Genomic DNA, 17,087 nt, shown 5'->3' with positions numbered 1-17,087 from the left:
CCCAAACGAGCTTGAGCGACTGGAATTGGGTCGAAAGCGATGCGCGCCTAGGGCGGCTTGCGACCAAGCGAGACTAGAATGCGTGTAACGGCAGCTGGCCTATCCGAACGGTCTCTAATGCGACGACCTGGCCGGGGTTGCGCTCGAGCTTAGATCCGCTGGTACGGTGGGCGTGGACATGATCCGCGCCATCTCGCGCCATCGCGCCTCCGGCCCCGGCCCTGCACTATTCACATCGGCGCGAACCATGTCCCGGCCGAGACCATAGTTGATTACATAGCTGCGATAGTGATCGGTGAATTCCAGCGATTTCCGTGCGCGCGCTTCGGACACGAGGCTGTATCTCTGGGTCAGCGCTACGGCCTGATCGCGGCTGATCCGGCCGTCGAGATAATCGCGAGCGATCGTGAACCGAGCCCCAGACAGAGCCTCCATCGCCTTGCCGAGCGCGTCATAGCGTTCCGCGTCGGCGGGATCGAAGCCGGCGAGCGGGAACAGAACCGTCTTCTCGAAAGCGGCGCGCTCGTCGCCAGGAAAGGCGAGCTCGATGCCGAAGTTGGCCGCCCCCTCGGCAAGGAAGCTTTGCGGGCTGTAGAGCGGGTAGAGCGTGTATTCACTCCAACCGCGACCGCGCGCGAGATTGCGTTCGAGCAGCGCATTGTAGACGTGGTGCCCCGGATAACCCTCATGGCAACCTAGATCGACCGCGCGATCGATCGGCACCGGCAGGTCGGTGTTGACCTGGATCAGACTGGTGTCGTTGCCCTTGTAATAATTGTAGCCGCCCCAAGGCTTATTCTTGACCAGTTCGAAGGTGAACCGCTCGTCCGCGGGCAGCGGGATGTGAGCGACCGTACGCTTGCGGCATTCGGCGATGGCGGCGCGCATGACGGGATCGAGCTTGTCGACCGGGATCATGAAGCGCTTGCGATAGTCGTCAACCCGCTTCCAGAGCGGCCCATCGCCGGGGGCGAGCCTGTCGATACGCGCTAGCACGGGGTCATAAGCCGAGAGCGGCATGAGGTTAGGGGCGAGGCCGAAAAGGCCGCGCGCCTCGTCATCGAAGCTGAACTTGTGGCCTTCGTGCATGGCCAGCCGGGTCTCCGCGGCCTTGAGCTGCCCGACGAGGAACGCGCGGCGCGGCCGCGTCGCCGCAGTCAGCCGCTCGGTGGGGATTGCCTCGGCGCGCACGCGCAATGCATGAGCGGCGGCGATCAGCTCGGGAACCGTGCGAGCATGCGCCTTAGCGTCGGCCGCCCATGCAGGCGGGCCGTAATAAGCGTCGACATATTCGGGCTCGCGCTCCCCCGCTTCGAGGCTGAGCTTGACGTAATCATGGGCGATCGCGTCGAGCGGATCGGCGCGGGCAGCGGTTGCCGCGATCAAGGGAACGGCGGCTAGTGCTAGAACGCGCTTGCGGAGCATGCAGGGATACCTCTCTCGCCGACGAATAACCAACGGACGAGATGCTCACAATCTTCTTAGACAGGGGCAGCCTCGACGGTGCGGGTGCGCGGTCTGCCCGGCCAGGTCTCTACGAAAACGGAGCATCCACCTTCCTTGAAGACAGGCGGCAAGCCAGATCCTCCGCCTTTTGAGACAGACAGTCTATCAGCCGCTCACGTCCACCAATAGCTGGCAAAATAATCGCTCTCGCCTGTGAACGAGCGGGCTTTTTTTTAAAGGATCGGCCGAGCGGTGCCGGACATCTCCCTTTGGGCTATCTCCGAAGAGATTCATGCTCCCGATAAATCATGATACCTTTGCTTTTTGGGGAGATTGACCCATGACGTATCGATTCCTGCGGTTGGCCGCATGCACCACAATGATGCTGCCCGTCTTGCTCGTAATATCGTCACCTGCGCGGTCTGCCGTCTTCGTCTACACCACGACATTGAGCGGTGCGGCGGAGTCTCCGCCCAATTCCTCCGCGGGTACAGGAACTGGGTACGTGGTCTATGATGATCTTGCCCACACTCTTCAGGTGCAGATCTCCTTCAATGGACTCACCGGTCAAACGACCGCTGCGCATATTCATTCTGCCACCGCTATCGCCGGAGCAGGCACCGCCGGGGTTGCAACGGCCACGCCTAGTTTTCCAGGTTTTCCCTTGGGCGTCACTTCGGGCAGCTATAACCAGCTTTTCGATCTGACGCTGGCATCGTCATATAGTCAGGCGTTTGTCACCGCGAGCGGTTCAATCGCATCTGCCGAAACCTCGCTGATCAGCGGCATGGACGCCGGCAAAGCGTACCTGAATGTCCACACGACTGCATCCCCCGGCGGCGAAATACGCGGCTTCCTGGCGCTGCAGTCAGCAGTCCCTGAGCCGATGACATGGGGGATGTTCGTCAGTGGCTTCGGCCTGATCGGCGCTGCCATGCGTCGTCGCCACCAGGGCAGCATCCGCTTCGCATAACGTCCTGGCGCTTACGGTGATGCCATCTTTGCCCTTCAGGTCGAGCGACGCTCGACCTGATAGCGGCATAAACCCGAGATGAACGAATAGCCGAGGTCGAGGGAGGGTCGAAGGGGCCTGAGCGTTTGCAACGAGATCAAAACCCCGGTTATGCCGAGAGAGCCAACAAAGCTGTGATGCAACGTAGTTGGTCAATATGACGGCGCGTCAATCCGCTTTCTCGTCTCGGCATCCACGAGCGCACGGATATCGCTTAAGAGAGGGTGATGACGCGTTTGCGCCGTTCCATGCGCGAGGTTGACGTGAATCGAAGCCGGGCGAGGTGCTGCACCAAATAGTCGTAAGCGGCTGATATGACCGAGAAAGTCTGGCGACGCCGGGTAAATTTGCCCCGCAATTCCGGCACTTTGCCGACGCCCTAGATCCCTGGTGCGATAGTTTTGGGCTCTGTTGCGAGGCAGCGTTGACCGCCTTTTGGCCTGCGTCTTTGCGGCCAACTTTTCTGACCGCAGGTCGGCTCCATTGCGGTCAGAGATCTCAACTACAGACCTTGTGCTCTCGCTCGGTGTCTTGGTCCGTTGGCCGACCGATCCCGCGGCACCCGGTCGACGAATGCCGCCTCGTCCAGATAGCTGGCGGCCTCGCGTGCCAGTTCGTATAGGACATTGCCGCTACGCTTGGCCGCGACCGATATCTGGCGTTGCAGATCGTCGTAGCCGTAGCGGCTGAGCTCGCGTGCATAATCGAGGATCTGACCGACGACCTCGCGGCGCGCCTGCGGGTTACGTCACAGCTTGCACTCGATGATGACGAGCCCGCGTTCATCAGCAGCACCACGTCCACGAATCCCACGCCGGGGATGGTCAGCCCCTTGGCGACCGTGAACAGGCGCCCATAGCTCGGGCCCAGATCATGCACCGGCATGATGGTCGGACTGTCGTGGATGAGATCCCGCAGCCTATGCTCACGACGAGCATCCCTTGTGGAATACGAGGCACCAGCTGTGGTAACCCAGCCTCATCGAGCAGTACAAGGGTCATCACGGCACCTCCCTATGTGGAGCGCGACGCTGATCCTTTTGGCTCACTTCGTCGCACCTATGTCCTCTCGGGGCGACGGCCTGAGCCGGATGTTCGAAACCCGCCGATGACGAGCGCATGCGCCTTTACCGGCGGGCCGGCTGGACATGCGCGCATGCCACCCGGCCCCAGCAAAGCTGTGACCGAGCATCATCGGAAGGGGTTTCGACGCCCCTGCTCCCGGCTTTCACGGGAGCTGGGCCAGACTGCTCGCGGGCCCTGCGAAGGGAAGTCGAATGTGCGGCAAGGCACAGGTTTCTGCGGCGCGGGCGGTGTCGAGCACAACGAATGCGCAGCGCGTGGGCTCGACATCGGCTGATGCGATGAGGTTATCCACAGAGATTTCGGAGGCACCGGTTTTGGCGGCGCAAGCTGAGACGGCTGTAGACGTTCAGTGCAGTGTCGGTCCTCGTTCTCCGCGCTCGGCACTGTGCAGGAGCGCGGTGTTGGCCCTCGCACGCCACGCTCCGACCTCACTAGGTCTGGGTGCCCACCCGCAATACCAATCTGTCGGTTCAGTGGCGTCAACGCTACCGGACCCCAACCCATCGTATAGCTATGCTGCTCGATGATACCGGACCACGATGTGCCCCGGAGGCAGCACATTCCAAAGCATTTAGCGAAGCATCGAAACTACCGCGCTTCGCGTGCAGAAGCTTGGCGTACAGCAGCGGACGTACGGCAGTGCATTTGCCCCGTCTTGAGGGGCGGCACCTGTGCGTCACCATTAAGCCCCAAAACCCTTCGCGACCTACGGGGCCGCCGAGCTGCGTGCAAAAGAAAAGGAGCTGCGCACACAGGCACAGCTCCCATCTTAAAGCCTGCTCGGTTGTCAGGCCGCAGCATCGACGAGAACGAGTTCGCTGTCTTCAATTGCGGTTACTCGCAAAACATCGAGATCGCGGATTGCGACACCATCCCGCGCATTAACGCGCAGGCCGTCGATCTCGAGCGCTCCGGTCGCCGGCACAAGGTAGGCTCGACGGTCCATGCCGAGCGCGTACTCGGCGCTCTCCCCGGCCTTCAACGAAGCTCCGACGACCCGCGCATCGGTGCGGATCGGCAGCGCGTCATTGTCGTTCGCGAACCCCGAGGCAAGGACTACGAATTGTCCGGACCGCTCGCCCTTAGGGAAGGGTCGGGCGCCCCAACTGGGCTTCTCGCCGGAGCGCGTAGGCTGAATCCAGATCTGGAAGATCTTGGTGGTCTCGTCTTCCTTGTTCCACTCGGAATGCGCGATCCCGGTGCCAGCGCTCATAACCTGGACGTCACCTGCTTCAGTGCGACCGGCGTTGCCGAGGTTGTCCTGGTGCGTGATCGCGCCCTCACGAACATAGGTGATGATCTCCATGTCGCGGTGCGGATGCGGCGGGAAGCCGCTCTGCGGGGCAATGGTGTCGTCGTTCCAAACGCGCAGGTTGCCCCAGTTGGTGCGGGTCGCATCGTAGTAGTTGGCGAAGGAGAAGTGGTGCTTGGCATCGAGCCAACCATGGTTCGCGCCGCCGAGGCTCTTGAAGGGTCGAAGTTCGATCATGGCTTGTCTCCATGGCCGCTGCGATTGCCGGCCGATGGAGGTGATGTAGGCGGGCGCCGCTTTTCACATCAGCCGAATAAAGTCGCCAATAACCTTCGATGGAATTGAAATGAGCGATCCTGGAACGCCAACGTTCGACCAGCTTCGTATTTTCTTGACCGTCGTCGACACGGGCAGCTTCGCAGCAGCTGGCCGAACCCTTCACCGAGCCGTCTCTGTCATAAGTTACGGCATCTCCAATCTCGAGGCGCAGCTTGGTGTGCTGCTCTTCGAGCGCGAGGGTACCCGCCGTCCGGTCCTGACCGAAGCGGGACGAGCGGTTCTCGCAGAGGCACGGGCCGTCGCTGTCGGCGTCGATGGACTCAAGGCCAAGGTAAAGGGACTCTTGGACGGCCTGGAGGCTGAGGTCCATCTCGCCGTCGACGTTATGCTACCAGCACGACGGCTCGGAGAAGTGCTACGCGCCTTCGCGACGTCCTTTCCGACAGTGACCTTGCGTTTGCATGTCGAAGCGCTCGGCGCGGTCGCATCGCACGTTCTGGAGGGCAGGGCCGTAATCGGTTTATCCGGGCCGATCGGGAGCGGATTAGAGGGGCTATCCGCGTCTGCCGCGGGTAGCGTCGCGATGGTGCCGGTGGCCGCGCCCGATCATCCGCTGGCGCTTTTCGAGCACATCCCGGCGGGGGCCGGGCGCGATCATGTCCAACTGGTGCTCACCGACCGCTCACCTCTGACATCAGGCCGGGATTTCGCTGTGCTAAGCCCGCGCACATGGCGCTTGGCCGATCTCGGCGCCAAGCACCAACTCCTTCGGGAAGGGATCGGCTGGGGCAACATGCCGCTCCCGCTCATCGAGCCGGACCTGATCGCCGGCACTTTGAAGCGGCTCGTAATGCCGGATGATCCGGGCGGCATGTATCGCTTCTCGGGGATCTGGCGCCGAGATCGGCCGCCGGGTCCCGCAGGCACGTGGCTGGTGAACGAACTCGTCGAACGGGGCCGCGCGGACGCGGACATCCCTGGTGCGGCCGATGTCTGAGGCGGTGCGCTCATGAAGACCGGCCGTCTAGAGGCATTCACTGATGGGGTCGTCGCGATCATCATCACGATAATGGTGCTCGAGCTGAAGGTACCGCACGGCGGCGACTTGAGCGGCCTCGCCGGGGGCGCGCCCGTTCTCCTTGCCTACTTGCTCAGCTTCATCAACGTCGGCCTTTATTGGAACAATCACCACCACATGCTGCATGCCACGGACCGGATCGACGGGCGCGTCTTGTGGGCAAATCTCTTCCTGCTGTTCTGGCTGAGCCTCGTCCCGTTCGTAATCCGCTGGCTGGACGACAGCGGCTTCGCTGCCGGCGCGACCGCCGCCTACGGCATAGTGCTCGGAATGGCGTCGATCGGATATGAGCTAACGGAGCGAGCCATCATAGCCTGCAACGGACCTCAGTCGCCTGTGGCACGAGCCATCAAGCACGACTGGAAGGGATGGGGTAGCATCGCGATCTACTGTGTTGCGGTTCCGCTAGCCTACGTGAGCCGCTGGATTGCGATCGCGCTATATATCTGCGTCGTAGCGCTCTGGCTGATTCCCGATCGGCGGATCGCGCGGGAACTAGACCGCGATGTCTAAATCTTATCTCGAGATGCATCCGAGGGTGCATCGCCTGTTACGCCTTATTTTGCTTCTCATCATCATTGGATCACCTTTGTTTGATGCCGCCTGGGCCGAGGGTGTTCGCGGGTATCACCGCACGCGCTGGACCGCTGCTGAGGGCGCCCCACCTAACGTTCGGGCGATCGCACAGACAAAGGATGGCTACCTTTGGTTGGGTTCGGGGCTTGGGCTGTATCGGTTCGACGGGCTTTCCTTTTCCCACGTGGAGCCATCGCTCTTCGACCGCTGGCGCAGCCAGCAGATCACGGCGCTGGCAGCAGCACCTGACGGCTCGCTCTGGGTCGGTTACAGGTTCGGCGGGATCGCCAGATATCATCACGGCCGTTTGGACGGCGTGGCCCTCAAGAATCTCAGGGGCGCTGTATTTGACATTACCGTCGGACCCAAGGGCGACATCTGGGTGGCAGTCAGCAGCGGCTTCGGCAACCAAATCTATCATTTCATCAATGGGAAATGGAGCGTCCGGCTAACCAAAGACGGCGTAGATCCAACACCGCTACATGGTGCTTTTGCCGCCGCGGATGGCTCGTTGTGGGCGGCCCATTTCAACGCGCTCTTCCACTGGATACCAGGAAAGTCTCGCCCGAGCAGGGTGGCGGTAGAGGCTAACCAGACAACGGCATTTCTCCAACAAGCGCCCGGCGCACTTTGGTTCGTGAACAATTCGCATCTCTACGAACTGACTGCAGCGGGTGCCGTAGCGCGGCTCGATATGGAGGGAGCGGACGGAGGAGCTTTTACCGGCCAGCACGCGCTGCTTGCCGACGACGACGGGCGCATCTGGATTGCTGGCGAAGCGAGAGGCTTGTTGCGATGGGCCCCCGGTGACTCTGCTTCGCCTCCCGTCGTGTCAGACGATGTTCACCTTCAGGCACTCTTTCGCGACCGCGAGGGAAACATCTGGGGTGGCGCGGATACCGGTCTAGAAAGGTTCGCGCGCTCCGCCATTGCCGTGGAGGCGATGGACGGCAGACTGACGGCAGGGCTCGCGCAGCGAACAGGTTCCGATCCGGCGGTCTTCGCTGCCACAGATAAGGGTATCTATTCGATTTCAGCCGCGGGCAGGCGTTTCTTCAAGACCGAAGGCACGGTAAGCGCGATCTGCTCAGGGCCAGGCGGCCTGGTCTGGGCGACGACCAATGCGGGCTCCGTCAGGGTCGCTAATGACCGAGCCATCGTTACGCACGAGCCAGCGTTTTCACGCGGGTTAAGTTCGTTGGCGTGCGCGATCGGTCCGGACGGCGTTATCCGCGAAGCTGTGCCGACAGTCGGCATCTTCCGCCGTGAAGCCGACCGATGGGTTCAGGAGAAAAAGTGGTCGGGTGTTGCCGTTATCGTGGATGCGGGTGTTGGACGCCTTGTCGCCTACATGCCCCCGATAGGCCTTCTGGCCCTGGACGAACACGGGGAGCATATTCTTGTCCCGAGGGACAAACTGCAAGCCGGCGACATCAAGTTGATCCAGCGGACCGGAGCATTCTGGTATTTTGGAGGCGAAGCTGGGCTCACTCGCTACGACGGGCGAAAGTTCTCGACCCTGAGCGCAGGGACATATCCTTGGCTGACACAGACGCTGGGGTTGGCCGTGCTCGGCCGCGACACGTGGATCATCGGATCGGGCGGCATCGTGCGGGTCTCCTCGGGCGACTTGAGTGAAGCCTTCGAGCGGCCCGGCAAAGCCGTGCCGATCACGCCGATCGGCCGCACCGAAGGCCTGTTGGGGCGCTCTAACGTTCTCTTGTCCTCGGACGCGAAAGTCGATGCAGCCGGTCAGCTCTGGTTTGCAACGAACCAAGGGATAGCTCGGATTGATTCTAATCGTGTCTCACGCAACATGCTGCCTCCTCCCGTTCATGTCACCTCCTTCGAGGCTAATGGGCGAAGCTATCCCATCAACGTGGCAAGCCTGCCGGCCGGCACGACCCGGCTCCAAATCGGATTTGTAGGGCTCGGTCTGACGGATGCGGCAAAAAACCGCTATCGCTACCGTCTAAGCGGAGTCGACGCCGGCTGGATTGAAGGCGGAAACAGGCGGCAGGCGATTTATACCGGGCTGGCGCCGGGGCGCTATTTCTTTCGCGTGATAGCCGCCAACTCGGATGGCGTGTGGAACACGATCGGCCAGACGATCTCGTTCACGATCGTCCCCTTCTTCTGGCAGACCGAGTGGTTCAAGGCGCTACTGGTTCTTATCGCAGGTAGCATCCTTGTGGCACTCGCGCGCTGGCAATCTCAAGCCGAGACGCTCGCGGCGCGTCGGCGGATCGAGGACAGGATGCAGGAGCGTGAGCGGATAGCGCGAGAGTTGCACGACACACTTCTTCAGGGCTTCCAAGGCCTGATGCTCCGGTTCCAGTCTGTGCTCGTTCAGCTGCCAAAGGGATCGGCCGCGCGCGATGCCATGGAAGGCGCTTTGGATAGAGCGGATGACGTGCTGATCGAGAGCCGAGACCGCGTTCGTGATCTTAGGGAACTCTCGGGACCAGTGGGATTGCAAGCAACCCTTGAGAAGACGCTAAAGCGGGTCGTCGAGCCGCCGTTGCGCCGGGACCTTGTGGCGAAGGGAACACCTAGGCCAGTGATCGCCACCATCGCGGACGAAATCGATCGCGTGGTTACGGAAGCGCTATCGAACGCCGTGCGGCATGCGCACGCGACGACGATCACCCTGAGCTTGGCCTTCGAGCGCAAAGAGCTTCTTGTGATTGTTGAGGACGACGGAACGGGGCTTCCGACTGTCGTGAAGATCGAAGGAAGCCGCGACGGCCATTACGGCCTGATCGGCATGCGAGAGCGGATGGACAGAATGGGCGGTTCCCTCAGAATTGAAGATCGAGAGGGTGGCGGCACCTTGATACGTCTAGAGATTCCAACCCGGATTGCATGTGTGAACAGCCCGGCGGGCAAGGAAGGCTAGTCTCGCCCACCTCATCTATCGGATCGCATGCAAGGCACATGTGCGATGTCTCCGTCTAGCTTGGTCTGCCGACATGTTTGCGGAGCGACAGCGTGACAAGATCGAGCATCTGCCGATTGGTGGCAGCATTATCTTCGCTGACGGTCGGTTTGCCGCTCGTGGCGAGCGTAGACACCTCGCCGCAACCTGGGGGCGTGTATCGTCTGAAACCCGGAATCTATGTTCAGACCGGTGTCGACTGCAAAACCGCCCCGAATGCCGCAATACTGAGATATGACGGACGCGGCCTTAGCGGGGCTCACGTCAGAGCATGTCGGGCGAATGTGCGGACGCGGCGAGGAAATCGATACACGGTGACACAATCCTGCATCGACGCGGGAGCGGGCGAAGCGCCCCTAGGTCTTCAACATCAGGTCGTAACAGTGAGCGACGCTCTAAACTTTCGCCTGTCGTTTGGGAAAAGGGGCGTCTCCTATCGATACTGCACAGCCAACATGCTCCCTGAAGGGATGAAGGAGTTCAGGAATCGATGATCGTCTCAAGGGCATTGATGACCGCCGGATTGTTGGCGCTCGGCGGATGCGCAAGCAGCGTCTCGCCCAATGTCCCAGGGGCGGGCACGCCGAGCGCTTCAGTCACACTCGCAATCTCGGTTGGCCCGTGCTTCGGCTTCTGCCCTGTATACGACATCAAGATCGCGCCTGATGGAGAGATTATTTACAACGGAGACCGGCACACCGCGGAGCTCGGACTGCGGGCGCGAAAGGCGAGCGTGCAGACTTACCTTTCGCTAGTCGCCGATCTTGCCCCTTACCGCCCCGCCGCCGGCAAGATGGTGGAGATCGAGTGCGCGGCAGCAGTATCCGACACGCCCCTCTATACGATTTCATGGATCGATCCGAAGGAAGGCGCGTCGATGGCAACTCACCGAAGCGGCTGTCAGAGCGGACCGGGCCACGAGCTTGATGCGGTTCTGCGTCAGCTACCGGCGAGACTTGGCATAACCCATTGGTCGAAGCAGACCACTCGCCCCGGAGCTTCGAGGGGCTAAGAGCCGAAGTGATTGCCTCGCACGCCGCGTTCTTTGTTGCTTCTTACTCAGTGCGTCGTGGATTGAGGGGTCTCGTGCCGCACGCAGATAAGGGTGCCGATCAAGACGGCCGCACCGGCCAGCGCAAGCGGCGCTGTCAGGCCAAATCTGCTGATCAATAGCGCGCCGATCGTCGCTCCTGCGAAAATCGCTGCGACGGCGCCGAAGCGGCGTATCCAATTTGGGTTGGTGCCGCCGGCAAGTGCGGAGTCGGCCGCGATGCCGGTGATTGTCAGTGTCAGAACTGTCGTCGTGAGATCGGGGACCTTCAACTGCCGGATCGTCGCATTGCGGAACCCCATCGCTATCGCCGTCAACGCGATGATCGCGAAGACGCGCGCGGGATCGGGGCTTCCGAGTTCGAGTCCTAAGGCTACACCCGCTGCGATCCAGAGCAGAGCCGTCTCCACCAAGGCCGATCGGATGAGCCAGCCCCTCAGCGGCTTGCCGTTCTGCGAAACCGCGAGCCGCCCCGCGACGAGAGCTCCGGCCATGAACGTGAGCAACGCGACCACGTAGGGTTGCCAGGTGAAGCCCGGCGCGCCCGCGGCGGCGAAGCCGAGGAACACGATGTTTCCAGTCATGTTCGCCGTGAACACCTTACCGAGACCCAGGATGCTGGCCGCATCGACAAGTCCGGTCGTGGCCGAAAGCATCAGCAGCAGCCATGCCAGGGGCGGCGTTGCGGGTGGGGGCTTGGTCGCCATGTCTTCTCCTCAGAAGCGGAAGTTCGCTTCAAGACCGAGCATTCCGATCGTTCGGGAGGCGCCGGTCTGCTTGATAAACCTGCCCGGTCCGAACACCGACATCGAAGTCGAAAGCTCCAGCTCCGGAGTCGCCTGCCAAGCAAGAGTCGCCTCTGCCTCGCTGCCGATGAACTTGGCGGTCGCACCGTCGGCCGCTCTAACGAGATTACCGGGCACGTCGTAGATGCCGTCGCGCCGCGAATAACGCCAGTAAACCATGCTGGCGATGCTAGCGGACACGTTGCTACCGAGGCCCATGCCGACGCGGGGATTCAGCGAGACAATGTTGTAAGGGCCTACGGGCGACAGCTCCCCGAAGTATTTTCCTTTGGGAAACATCGCATTGAAGGTGCCGAGGCGACCGCCGGGGCGCTTGTCTCCGCTGACCACGTTGAAGCGCATCACCGCGTCCGGCTGGCCTGCGATCGATGCGAAGCGGTGGCCGAACTCGGTTCCAACGGTCCAGGCGGAGATCGTCTCGCCGGAGAAGCGTCCGAACTGGTAGGCCCCTTCGACATTCCAGTGCCATCCGCTCTGGTTTCCGAAGAAGCGCGCGCCCAGTGTGTGCCGTCTCTCGCTCCCGGTCAGGCCGCCGGAGCGAGCCTGTTGGTTGCGGTAGCCTAAATAGTAGAGATCGAGACCGCCGCGATTGGCATAGGCGCCCCAAAGCAACTTGGCGCGGGACCTGCGGTCGTCGAACGTTCCGCTTCCCGGTTGAACGGGTCGGACGGCAAACATGCTCAGCTTGGTCCCATTGAGGGACGCCAAAGCCCTGAACCCATCGAAGGCGAGAGGAACGTTTGGACCATATCGCGTTCCGATCAGACGCTCTGTTCCCAACGCGATCATCTGTCGGCCGGCACGCAACGTGATCCCCGTCCCATCGGCGTCCCCCGTCCGCGCTTCCCCGAAGCGGATGTCCGCAAAGCCCTGAAGAAGATCGAGCCGGGTTTGATCGACTGGCCCCGCAGACGGTGCGACGCCGATCGCATAGGCCGCGATGGGCTGGACGAAGGCCCGAAAACGCCCGACGTGTATGTCGGCGCTGGGGACAAGCCGGATCCACTGATAGCTGTCGTTTGGGGCGTCGGCACCCCCCCAGAGATTGTTCTGGAAGCTCTCGTCCCGGACGCGGAGCTCGGCTCCTACGGTCGCGTAGGCGGCCCCTCCTAGCGGGATGTATTTGAGAGGTTCAGGCCAACGGCCGTCCCGCCGCTGGACATCGGCCAGGCTGGACCAATCCTCGTCGTATCGGGTCGTGGTGAGCGTCGGCGGTTCCCAGGCCTCGCGCTGCTGCGCCACTGCCGGTGAAGAGATTGCTAGAGCGGCGAGGACGAGCCTACGCACGCCGCCGCTCGAGTTCGGCGACGAGTGCGGCAAGCACGAAGCCGCCTATAAGTCCGAGATGCTCGAAGAATGCGTTCGTCGCCATGAAGCGCTCCTGACCTTGCGGCATCGCCCAGAAGGCGTTCGCCGTGACCGCAGCCAAAAGTGTGAAGACGCTGAGCATTCCGGCTCCAAGCCACACAAAGCGACAGGTCAGGATGAGGATGGGTCCCACCAACTCTATTGCGATCGTAAGCGCGGCCCATAGCGCCGGAGGGTTCATTCCGAAGTGGGCCTGCTCCGCGATTGCGGCCGGCCAGTCGCTCGCCTTGACGATGCCACCCAGGAGATAGGCCCCCACCAGCGCTAGGCGAGCCAGAAACCAAGTCACGGGCCATCTGAGGATCGTGTCCACGAAATGCGGTTCGCGATCGAGGGCGCCGTTCCGCTTCATTTTCGTCACTGCGCGCCCGAATGAATTTCGGCAACGTAGCCACCCGGGAAGCGGACGAGAGCGGATGTTCGACCTGCGTCTGCATGCGGCGAGACGAGGGTCTCGACCCCGGCCGCCTGCGCCTTCACCAGCGTCGCGCTCAGGTCTTCAACCTCGTAGCCCGTCATGTCACGACCATACGGCCATGGAAGCTGGCCGTCAGAGACGGACACGAGCATCTTGCCGTAGCCGGAGGTCAGCTCGATTCGTCGATAGGTCTTCCCTGGCTGTCCGATGTCCGTGCCGGTCGCCTTCGGATCGTCGCGCACGATGCGCCCCTTCGAGAAGCCCAGCCAATGGTGGACGAAGGCATTTGCCGCATCTGCGGTTAGATAGACGCGGTTCTCCGGGACATGGGCGAGGGCCTGGTAGTTCGGCTTCGCATTGTGCCAATAGAGCTGCATGTTCACCCCGCCCGGCCACTGCACGACGACGTCGCGCCCGATCGGGTCCGGGAATGTGGTGACGAGCCGCGTCGCGCCGTTTTGCACGGCCGAGGATACCGCTGCGTCCATGTCGCTAACTAGATAGCCGGTGCGCTCCGCACCGAACGGGTGAGGAACTGGCGTCTTGAAACCGAACACCGAAAGGCTCCCCGCCGGCGTAAGGACCAGCTGGGAAATCGTCTGACTCGGCGTCGGCGTGACCTGGAAGACGCCCTGTTTCGACGTCGTGCCTCCGAACGTCGCCACGAGGCTCGCGACGAAGCGATCGAAGTCCGCAGGGGCGACATAAACGTGCGTGGTGTCATACTGCGCCCCTACGGAGTAATCCGCCGACTTGGTTTCGCGGGCGAGGCCAGGGGCGGGGGAGGACGCAGCAACCGCCGCTGCGATCAACAGTGTGGACAGTCTCATCATCATTTTCACCTCAGACGGCCCAGCAGCCACAGCCTAGCGCGCCCCAGAAAGTCTTGGCATCCGAGGCGGGGACGGAAGCGCCCAGTGCTGCGGCGTGGTCATGACCGTGAACCTGGCATCCACTTGCGCAACCGCATGCATCCGCCATCTTTGCGCTTGCTTCAGGCTCCCGAAAATATCCGCCAAAGGTAGCGACCGGGGACCAGTTCGGCATTGGTCGGGGCAGCGTCGGAGCGAGCGGCGCATAGCTGCCTTCGCCGTAGACGACCTTTCCGCCCAACATGGTGAGCACGGAGCGCAGGTGCGGAATGTCCCGTTCCGCCACGCTGAAGTAGTCACCCGACAGGACAGCCAGATCCGCCAGCTGTCCGGCTTTGATCTGTCCCTTCTTGCCGACCTCGTTCGAGAACCAGGTGTTTTCGTGCGTCCACATGCGAAGCGCCTTCTCGCGGCTCACGCGGTTCGCGCCCGGGTAGAGGATAAGTCCGCCCACCGTGCGACCCGTTACGAGCCAGCTCATCGAAACCCACGGATTGTAGCTCGCGACGCGGGTAGCGTCGGTGCCGGCTCCCACTGGGATGCCAGCCGCCAGCATCTTCGCGATCGGAGGCGTTCGCTCGGCAGCCCGATTTCCGTAGCGCTCGACGAAATACTCGCCTTGGTATGCCATTCGGTGTTGGATGGCGATTCCGCCGCCAAGGGCGGCGATGCGGTCGATGTTGCGGTCGCTGATCGTCTCCGCGTGATCGAAGAACCAGTTGATCCCTGCCAGCGGGATGTCGCGGTTCACCTTTTCGTAGACGTTGAGCGCTCGATCGATCGTCTCGTCGTAAGTCGCATGAAGCCGCCATGGCCAACGGTTCTCAGCAAGAAGACGGACGACCGGTTCGAGGTCGCTCTCCATGTTCTCCGGCATCTCCGGTCGCTCCACGCGGAAGTCTTCAAAATCGGCGGCGGAATAGACGAGCATCTCGCCAGCTCCGTTATGCCGATACGTGTCGTCGCCCTGTCCGGGCGTGACCTGCTTCACCCAACCGGAGAAGTCGGCCAGTTCCTCCTTCGGCTTCTGCGTGAAGAGGTTGTAGCTGATACGCAGCGTGAGCTGATCGTCAGCGTGCAGCTTCTCGATGATCGCGTAGTCATCCGGATAGTTCTGATACCCGCCGCCGGCATCGATGACGCCTGTGACGCCCAGCCCGTTCATCTCGCGCATGAAGTGGCGTGTCGAGTTGATCTGATACTCAGCGGGCAACTTCGGCCCCTTGGCCAGTGTGGAGTAGAGGATCGTCGCGTTGGGATGCGCAAGCAGCAGCCCGGTGGGATTGCCGGCCGCGTCTCGCACGATCTCGCCGCCCGGCGGGTTTGGCGTGTCTTTGGTGTAGCCGACGACCCGCATGGCCGCTCCGTTCAGCAATGCACGATCGTAGAGGTGGAGAATGAAGACGGGCGTGTCTGGCGCGACCGCGTTCAACTCGGCGATTGTAGGCAGCCGCTTCTCCGCAAACTGGTGCTCGGTGAAGCCGCCGACTACGCGCACCCATTGCGGCGCCGGGGTATTGTCGACCTGACGCTTCAGCATCGCCATCGCATCTGCGAGCGTCGGCACGCCGTCCCAGCGCAGCTCCATGTTGTAGTTCAGGCCGCCTCGGATGATGTGCATGTGGCTGTCGATGAGGCCCGGGACCACCCTGCGGCGTGCGGCGTTGATGACCGTCGCGTCCGGACCGCAGGCCGCCCGCACCTCCGCCTCGGTTCCCACAGCGAGAAACTTGCCATCCCTCACGGCAATGGCGTCCGCCTGCGGGTTCTCCCGGTCGAGGGTCGTCACTTGGGCGTTGACGAGAATGAGGTCGGTCATGGGGGATTTCCTGTTCGCCATCAGCATGGGAAGCGCCGCGACCGCCGCGCCGCCCAGCAAAGCCGTGCGGCGGTCGACGATCATGCGCTGCGGTCCGCGGCTTCGCTGTTCGCCGGCAGTCGGCCGAGGACGTGCTCCGAGCACGAGCTCCGCATCGCTGTCGCCTTGGCGCGCGGCGCGAATGCGCTTTTCGCGAGCGGCACGATCTGCTCGCCGAGGAGAATGCCAAGCAGACCGACGAGCGCGATCGCGGGAGGGGCAGGGGACCGCACCTTGATCAGGCCGTATATGACGCCGACAAGAAGGCCGGCGGCAAGCGAGACGAGATACGGTCGCACGGCTCAGTGGCCCTCGGACGCGTTGAACATCGTCTTCGCGTATGTGATGCCGAGCCCGTAGCCGCCGCCGAACTTGCGCGCGATCCCGGTTGTCGATTCGTAGGTCTCGGTGCGGGCCCAGTCACGCTGCAGTTCGAGCATGTATTGGAGCGAGGTCATCGGCTTGGCGCCGAGCTGGATCATGCGCTGGCATGCACGGTCGTGCGCCTCGATGGAGATGTCTCCGCACGCATCGGCGATGAAGTAGCAGTCGAAGCCCTGATCCACCGCGGACGCGATCGGCCCGACGATGCAGACGCTCGTCCACAGGCCGGCGAACACCAGGCGCTCCTTGCCAATGCGGTTAACCTCCTCGATGACCGCCGCGTCTTCCCACGTGTTCATCGAAGTGCGATCGAGCATAGCCTGACCGGGAAAGGCGTCCTTGATCTCGTCGAACATCGGGCCCGAAAAGCTCTTCTCGGCCACCGTTGTGAGGATGGTGGACACGTTGAAGGACTTCGCAGCATGGCTGACGAGCGCCGCGTTGTTGCGCAGGAGCTCAGGCGCGATCGACTTGGTGGCGAACGACATCTGCGATTGGAAGTCGATCAGCAGCAGGATGTGGTCAGTGGGAGAGATCAGCGACTTGCCCGGCGTGGGCGTGGCTTGGATCGACATGAGCGGGTTCCTCCTAGGCTAAGGCTGCACCCCCCCGGCGTGGCTCCCGCTCGGCGGCGGAAAGTGCATGGTGGGTGTGTGTCCTGCCG

The 17,087-nt window shown here is 62.3% G+C and carries 14 protein-coding genes; 5 read left to right on the top strand and 9 right to left on the bottom strand.

All coding sequences use genetic code 11. The features are described 5' to 3' along the window. Window positions 1-114: 114 nt before the first annotated feature. A complete protein-coding gene (locus tag Q4F19_RS07625) occupies window positions 115-1,386 on the bottom strand; it encodes a hypothetical protein (RefSeq protein ID WP_303541291.1) in 1,272 nt (423 codons plus the stop codon). A gap of 400 nt (window positions 1,387-1,786) precedes the next feature. On the opposite strand from Q4F19_RS07625, the gene Q4F19_RS07620 reads away from it, so the two are divergent. Next, on the top strand, window positions 1,787-2,419 hold the full coding sequence (locus Q4F19_RS07620; protein ID WP_341850166.1) for a CHRD domain-containing protein: 633 nt from the start codon (window positions 1,787-1,789) through the stop codon (window positions 2,417-2,419). 1,911 nt (window positions 2,420-4,330) lie between these two features. Here the strand turns inward: Q4F19_RS07620 and Q4F19_RS07615 are convergent. Continuing rightward, a complete protein-coding gene (locus Q4F19_RS07615) occupies window positions 4,331-5,032 on the bottom strand; it encodes a pirin family protein (RefSeq protein ID WP_303541290.1) in 702 nt (233 codons plus the stop codon). Window positions 5,033-5,141: 109 nt separating this feature from the next. Between Q4F19_RS07615 and Q4F19_RS07610 the strand changes: the two genes are divergently transcribed. The 4 genes from Q4F19_RS07610 to Q4F19_RS21435 all read left to right on the top strand — a co-directional run bounded on the left by Q4F19_RS07610 (window position 5,142) and on the right by Q4F19_RS21435 (window position 10,678). After that, window positions 5,142-6,071: a LysR family transcriptional regulator gene (locus Q4F19_RS07610; protein ID WP_303541289.1), complete on the top strand. Its 930-nt coding sequence runs from the start codon at window positions 5,142-5,144 to the stop codon at window positions 6,069-6,071. A 12-nt stretch (window positions 6,072-6,083) separates the two neighbouring features. Further along, a complete protein-coding gene (locus tag Q4F19_RS07605; protein WP_303541287.1) occupies window positions 6,084-6,665 on the top strand; it encodes a TMEM175 family protein in 582 nt (193 codons plus the stop codon). Further along, a complete protein-coding gene (locus Q4F19_RS07600; RefSeq protein WP_303541285.1) occupies window positions 6,658-9,627 on the top strand; it encodes a sensor histidine kinase in 2,970 nt (989 codons plus the stop codon). The genes Q4F19_RS07605 and Q4F19_RS07600 overlap by 8 nt, the downstream gene beginning before the upstream one ends. A 646-nt stretch (window positions 9,628-10,273) precedes the next feature. Further along, window positions 10,274-10,678, top strand: a complete 405-nt coding sequence (locus Q4F19_RS21435) for a DUF6438 domain-containing protein (protein WP_431312384.1) — start codon at window positions 10,274-10,276, stop codon at window positions 10,676-10,678. 47 nt (window positions 10,679-10,725) lie between these two features. Here the strand turns inward: Q4F19_RS21435 and Q4F19_RS07595 are convergent, their stop codons facing one another. The 7 genes from Q4F19_RS07595 to Q4F19_RS07565 all read right to left on the bottom strand — a co-directional run bounded on the left by Q4F19_RS07595 (window position 10,726) and on the right by Q4F19_RS07565 (window position 16,998). Then, window positions 10,726-11,424 carry a YoaK family protein gene (locus tag Q4F19_RS07595; protein WP_303541283.1) on the bottom strand — a complete coding sequence of 233 codons (699 nt, stop codon included), beginning with the start codon at window positions 11,422-11,424 and terminating at the stop codon, window positions 10,726-10,728. Window positions 11,425-11,433: 9 nt separating this feature from the next. Next, a complete protein-coding gene (locus tag Q4F19_RS07590; protein ID WP_303541281.1) occupies window positions 11,434-12,765 on the bottom strand; it encodes an alginate export family protein in 1,332 nt (443 codons plus the stop codon). A gap of 37 nt (window positions 12,766-12,802) precedes the next feature. Then, window positions 12,803-13,243 carry a DoxX family protein gene (locus Q4F19_RS07585; protein ID WP_303541947.1) on the bottom strand — a complete coding sequence of 147 codons (441 nt, stop codon included), beginning with the start codon at window positions 13,241-13,243 and terminating at the stop codon, window positions 12,803-12,805. Between the two features lie 5 nt (window positions 13,244-13,248). After that, window positions 13,249-14,139 carry a VOC family protein gene (locus tag Q4F19_RS07580; protein WP_303541946.1) on the bottom strand — a complete coding sequence of 297 codons (891 nt, stop codon included), beginning with the start codon at window positions 14,137-14,139 and terminating at the stop codon, window positions 13,249-13,251. Window positions 14,140-14,152: 13 nt separating this feature from the next. Further along, on the bottom strand, window positions 14,153-16,000 hold the full coding sequence (locus Q4F19_RS07575; protein WP_303541945.1) for an amidohydrolase: 1,848 nt from the start codon (window positions 15,998-16,000) through the stop codon (window positions 14,153-14,155). A gap of 80 nt (window positions 16,001-16,080) precedes the next feature. Then, window positions 16,081-16,272 (bottom strand): DUF1427 family protein, encoded by a 192-nt coding sequence (locus Q4F19_RS07570; RefSeq protein WP_431312383.1) that lies wholly within the window; start codon window positions 16,270-16,272, stop codon window positions 16,081-16,083. A gap of 69 nt (window positions 16,273-16,341) precedes the next feature. Further along, window positions 16,342-16,998: a hydrolase gene (locus Q4F19_RS07565; protein ID WP_303541278.1), complete on the bottom strand. Its 657-nt coding sequence runs from the start codon at window positions 16,996-16,998 to the stop codon at window positions 16,342-16,344. Window positions 16,999-17,087: the final 89 nt, after the last annotated feature.

The sequence above is a fragment of the Sphingomonas natans genome, from assembly GCF_030546695.1.
In the GTDB taxonomy this organism is placed as follows: Bacteria; Pseudomonadota; Alphaproteobacteria; order Sphingomonadales; family Sphingomonadaceae; genus Sphingomonas_I; species Sphingomonas_I natans.
Note: the sequence above shows the minus strand (reverse complement) of the source record. Positions and strands in the feature narration are given on the sequence as shown.

What these genes read in the sequence shown, in the direction of transcription:
- Q4F19_RS07595 (WP_303541283.1), bottom strand. Translation starts at nt 11,424, where the DNA reads ATGGCGACCAAGCCCCCACCCGCAACGCCGCCCCTGGCATGGCTGCTG.
- Q4F19_RS07565 (WP_303541278.1), bottom strand. Translation starts at nt 16,998, where the DNA reads ATGTCGATCCAAGCCACGCCCACGCCGGGCAAGTCGCTGATCTCTCCC.
- Q4F19_RS07600 (WP_303541285.1), top strand. Translation starts at nt 6,658, where the DNA reads ATGTCTAAATCTTATCTCGAGATGCATCCGAGGGTGCATCGCCTGTTA.
- Q4F19_RS07585 (WP_303541947.1), bottom strand. Translation starts at nt 13,243, where the DNA reads ATGAAGCGGAACGGCGCCCTCGATCGCGAACCGCATTTCGTGGACACG.
- Q4F19_RS07605 (WP_303541287.1), top strand. Translation starts at nt 6,084, where the DNA reads ATGAAGACCGGCCGTCTAGAGGCATTCACTGATGGGGTCGTCGCGATC.
- Q4F19_RS07620 (WP_341850166.1), top strand. Translation starts at nt 1,787, where the DNA reads ATGACGTATCGATTCCTGCGGTTGGCCGCATGCACCACAATGATGCTG.
- Q4F19_RS07610 (WP_303541289.1), top strand. Translation starts at nt 5,142, where the DNA reads ATGAGCGATCCTGGAACGCCAACGTTCGACCAGCTTCGTATTTTCTTG.
- Q4F19_RS07615 (WP_303541290.1), bottom strand. Translation starts at nt 5,032, where the DNA reads ATGATCGAACTTCGACCCTTCAAGAGCCTCGGCGGCGCGAACCATGGT.
- Q4F19_RS07580 (WP_303541946.1), bottom strand. Translation starts at nt 14,139, where the DNA reads ATGAGACTGTCCACACTGTTGATCGCAGCGGCGGTTGCTGCGTCCTCC.
- Q4F19_RS07575 (WP_303541945.1), bottom strand. Translation starts at nt 16,000, where the DNA reads ATGACCGACCTCATTCTCGTCAACGCCCAAGTGACGACCCTCGACCGG.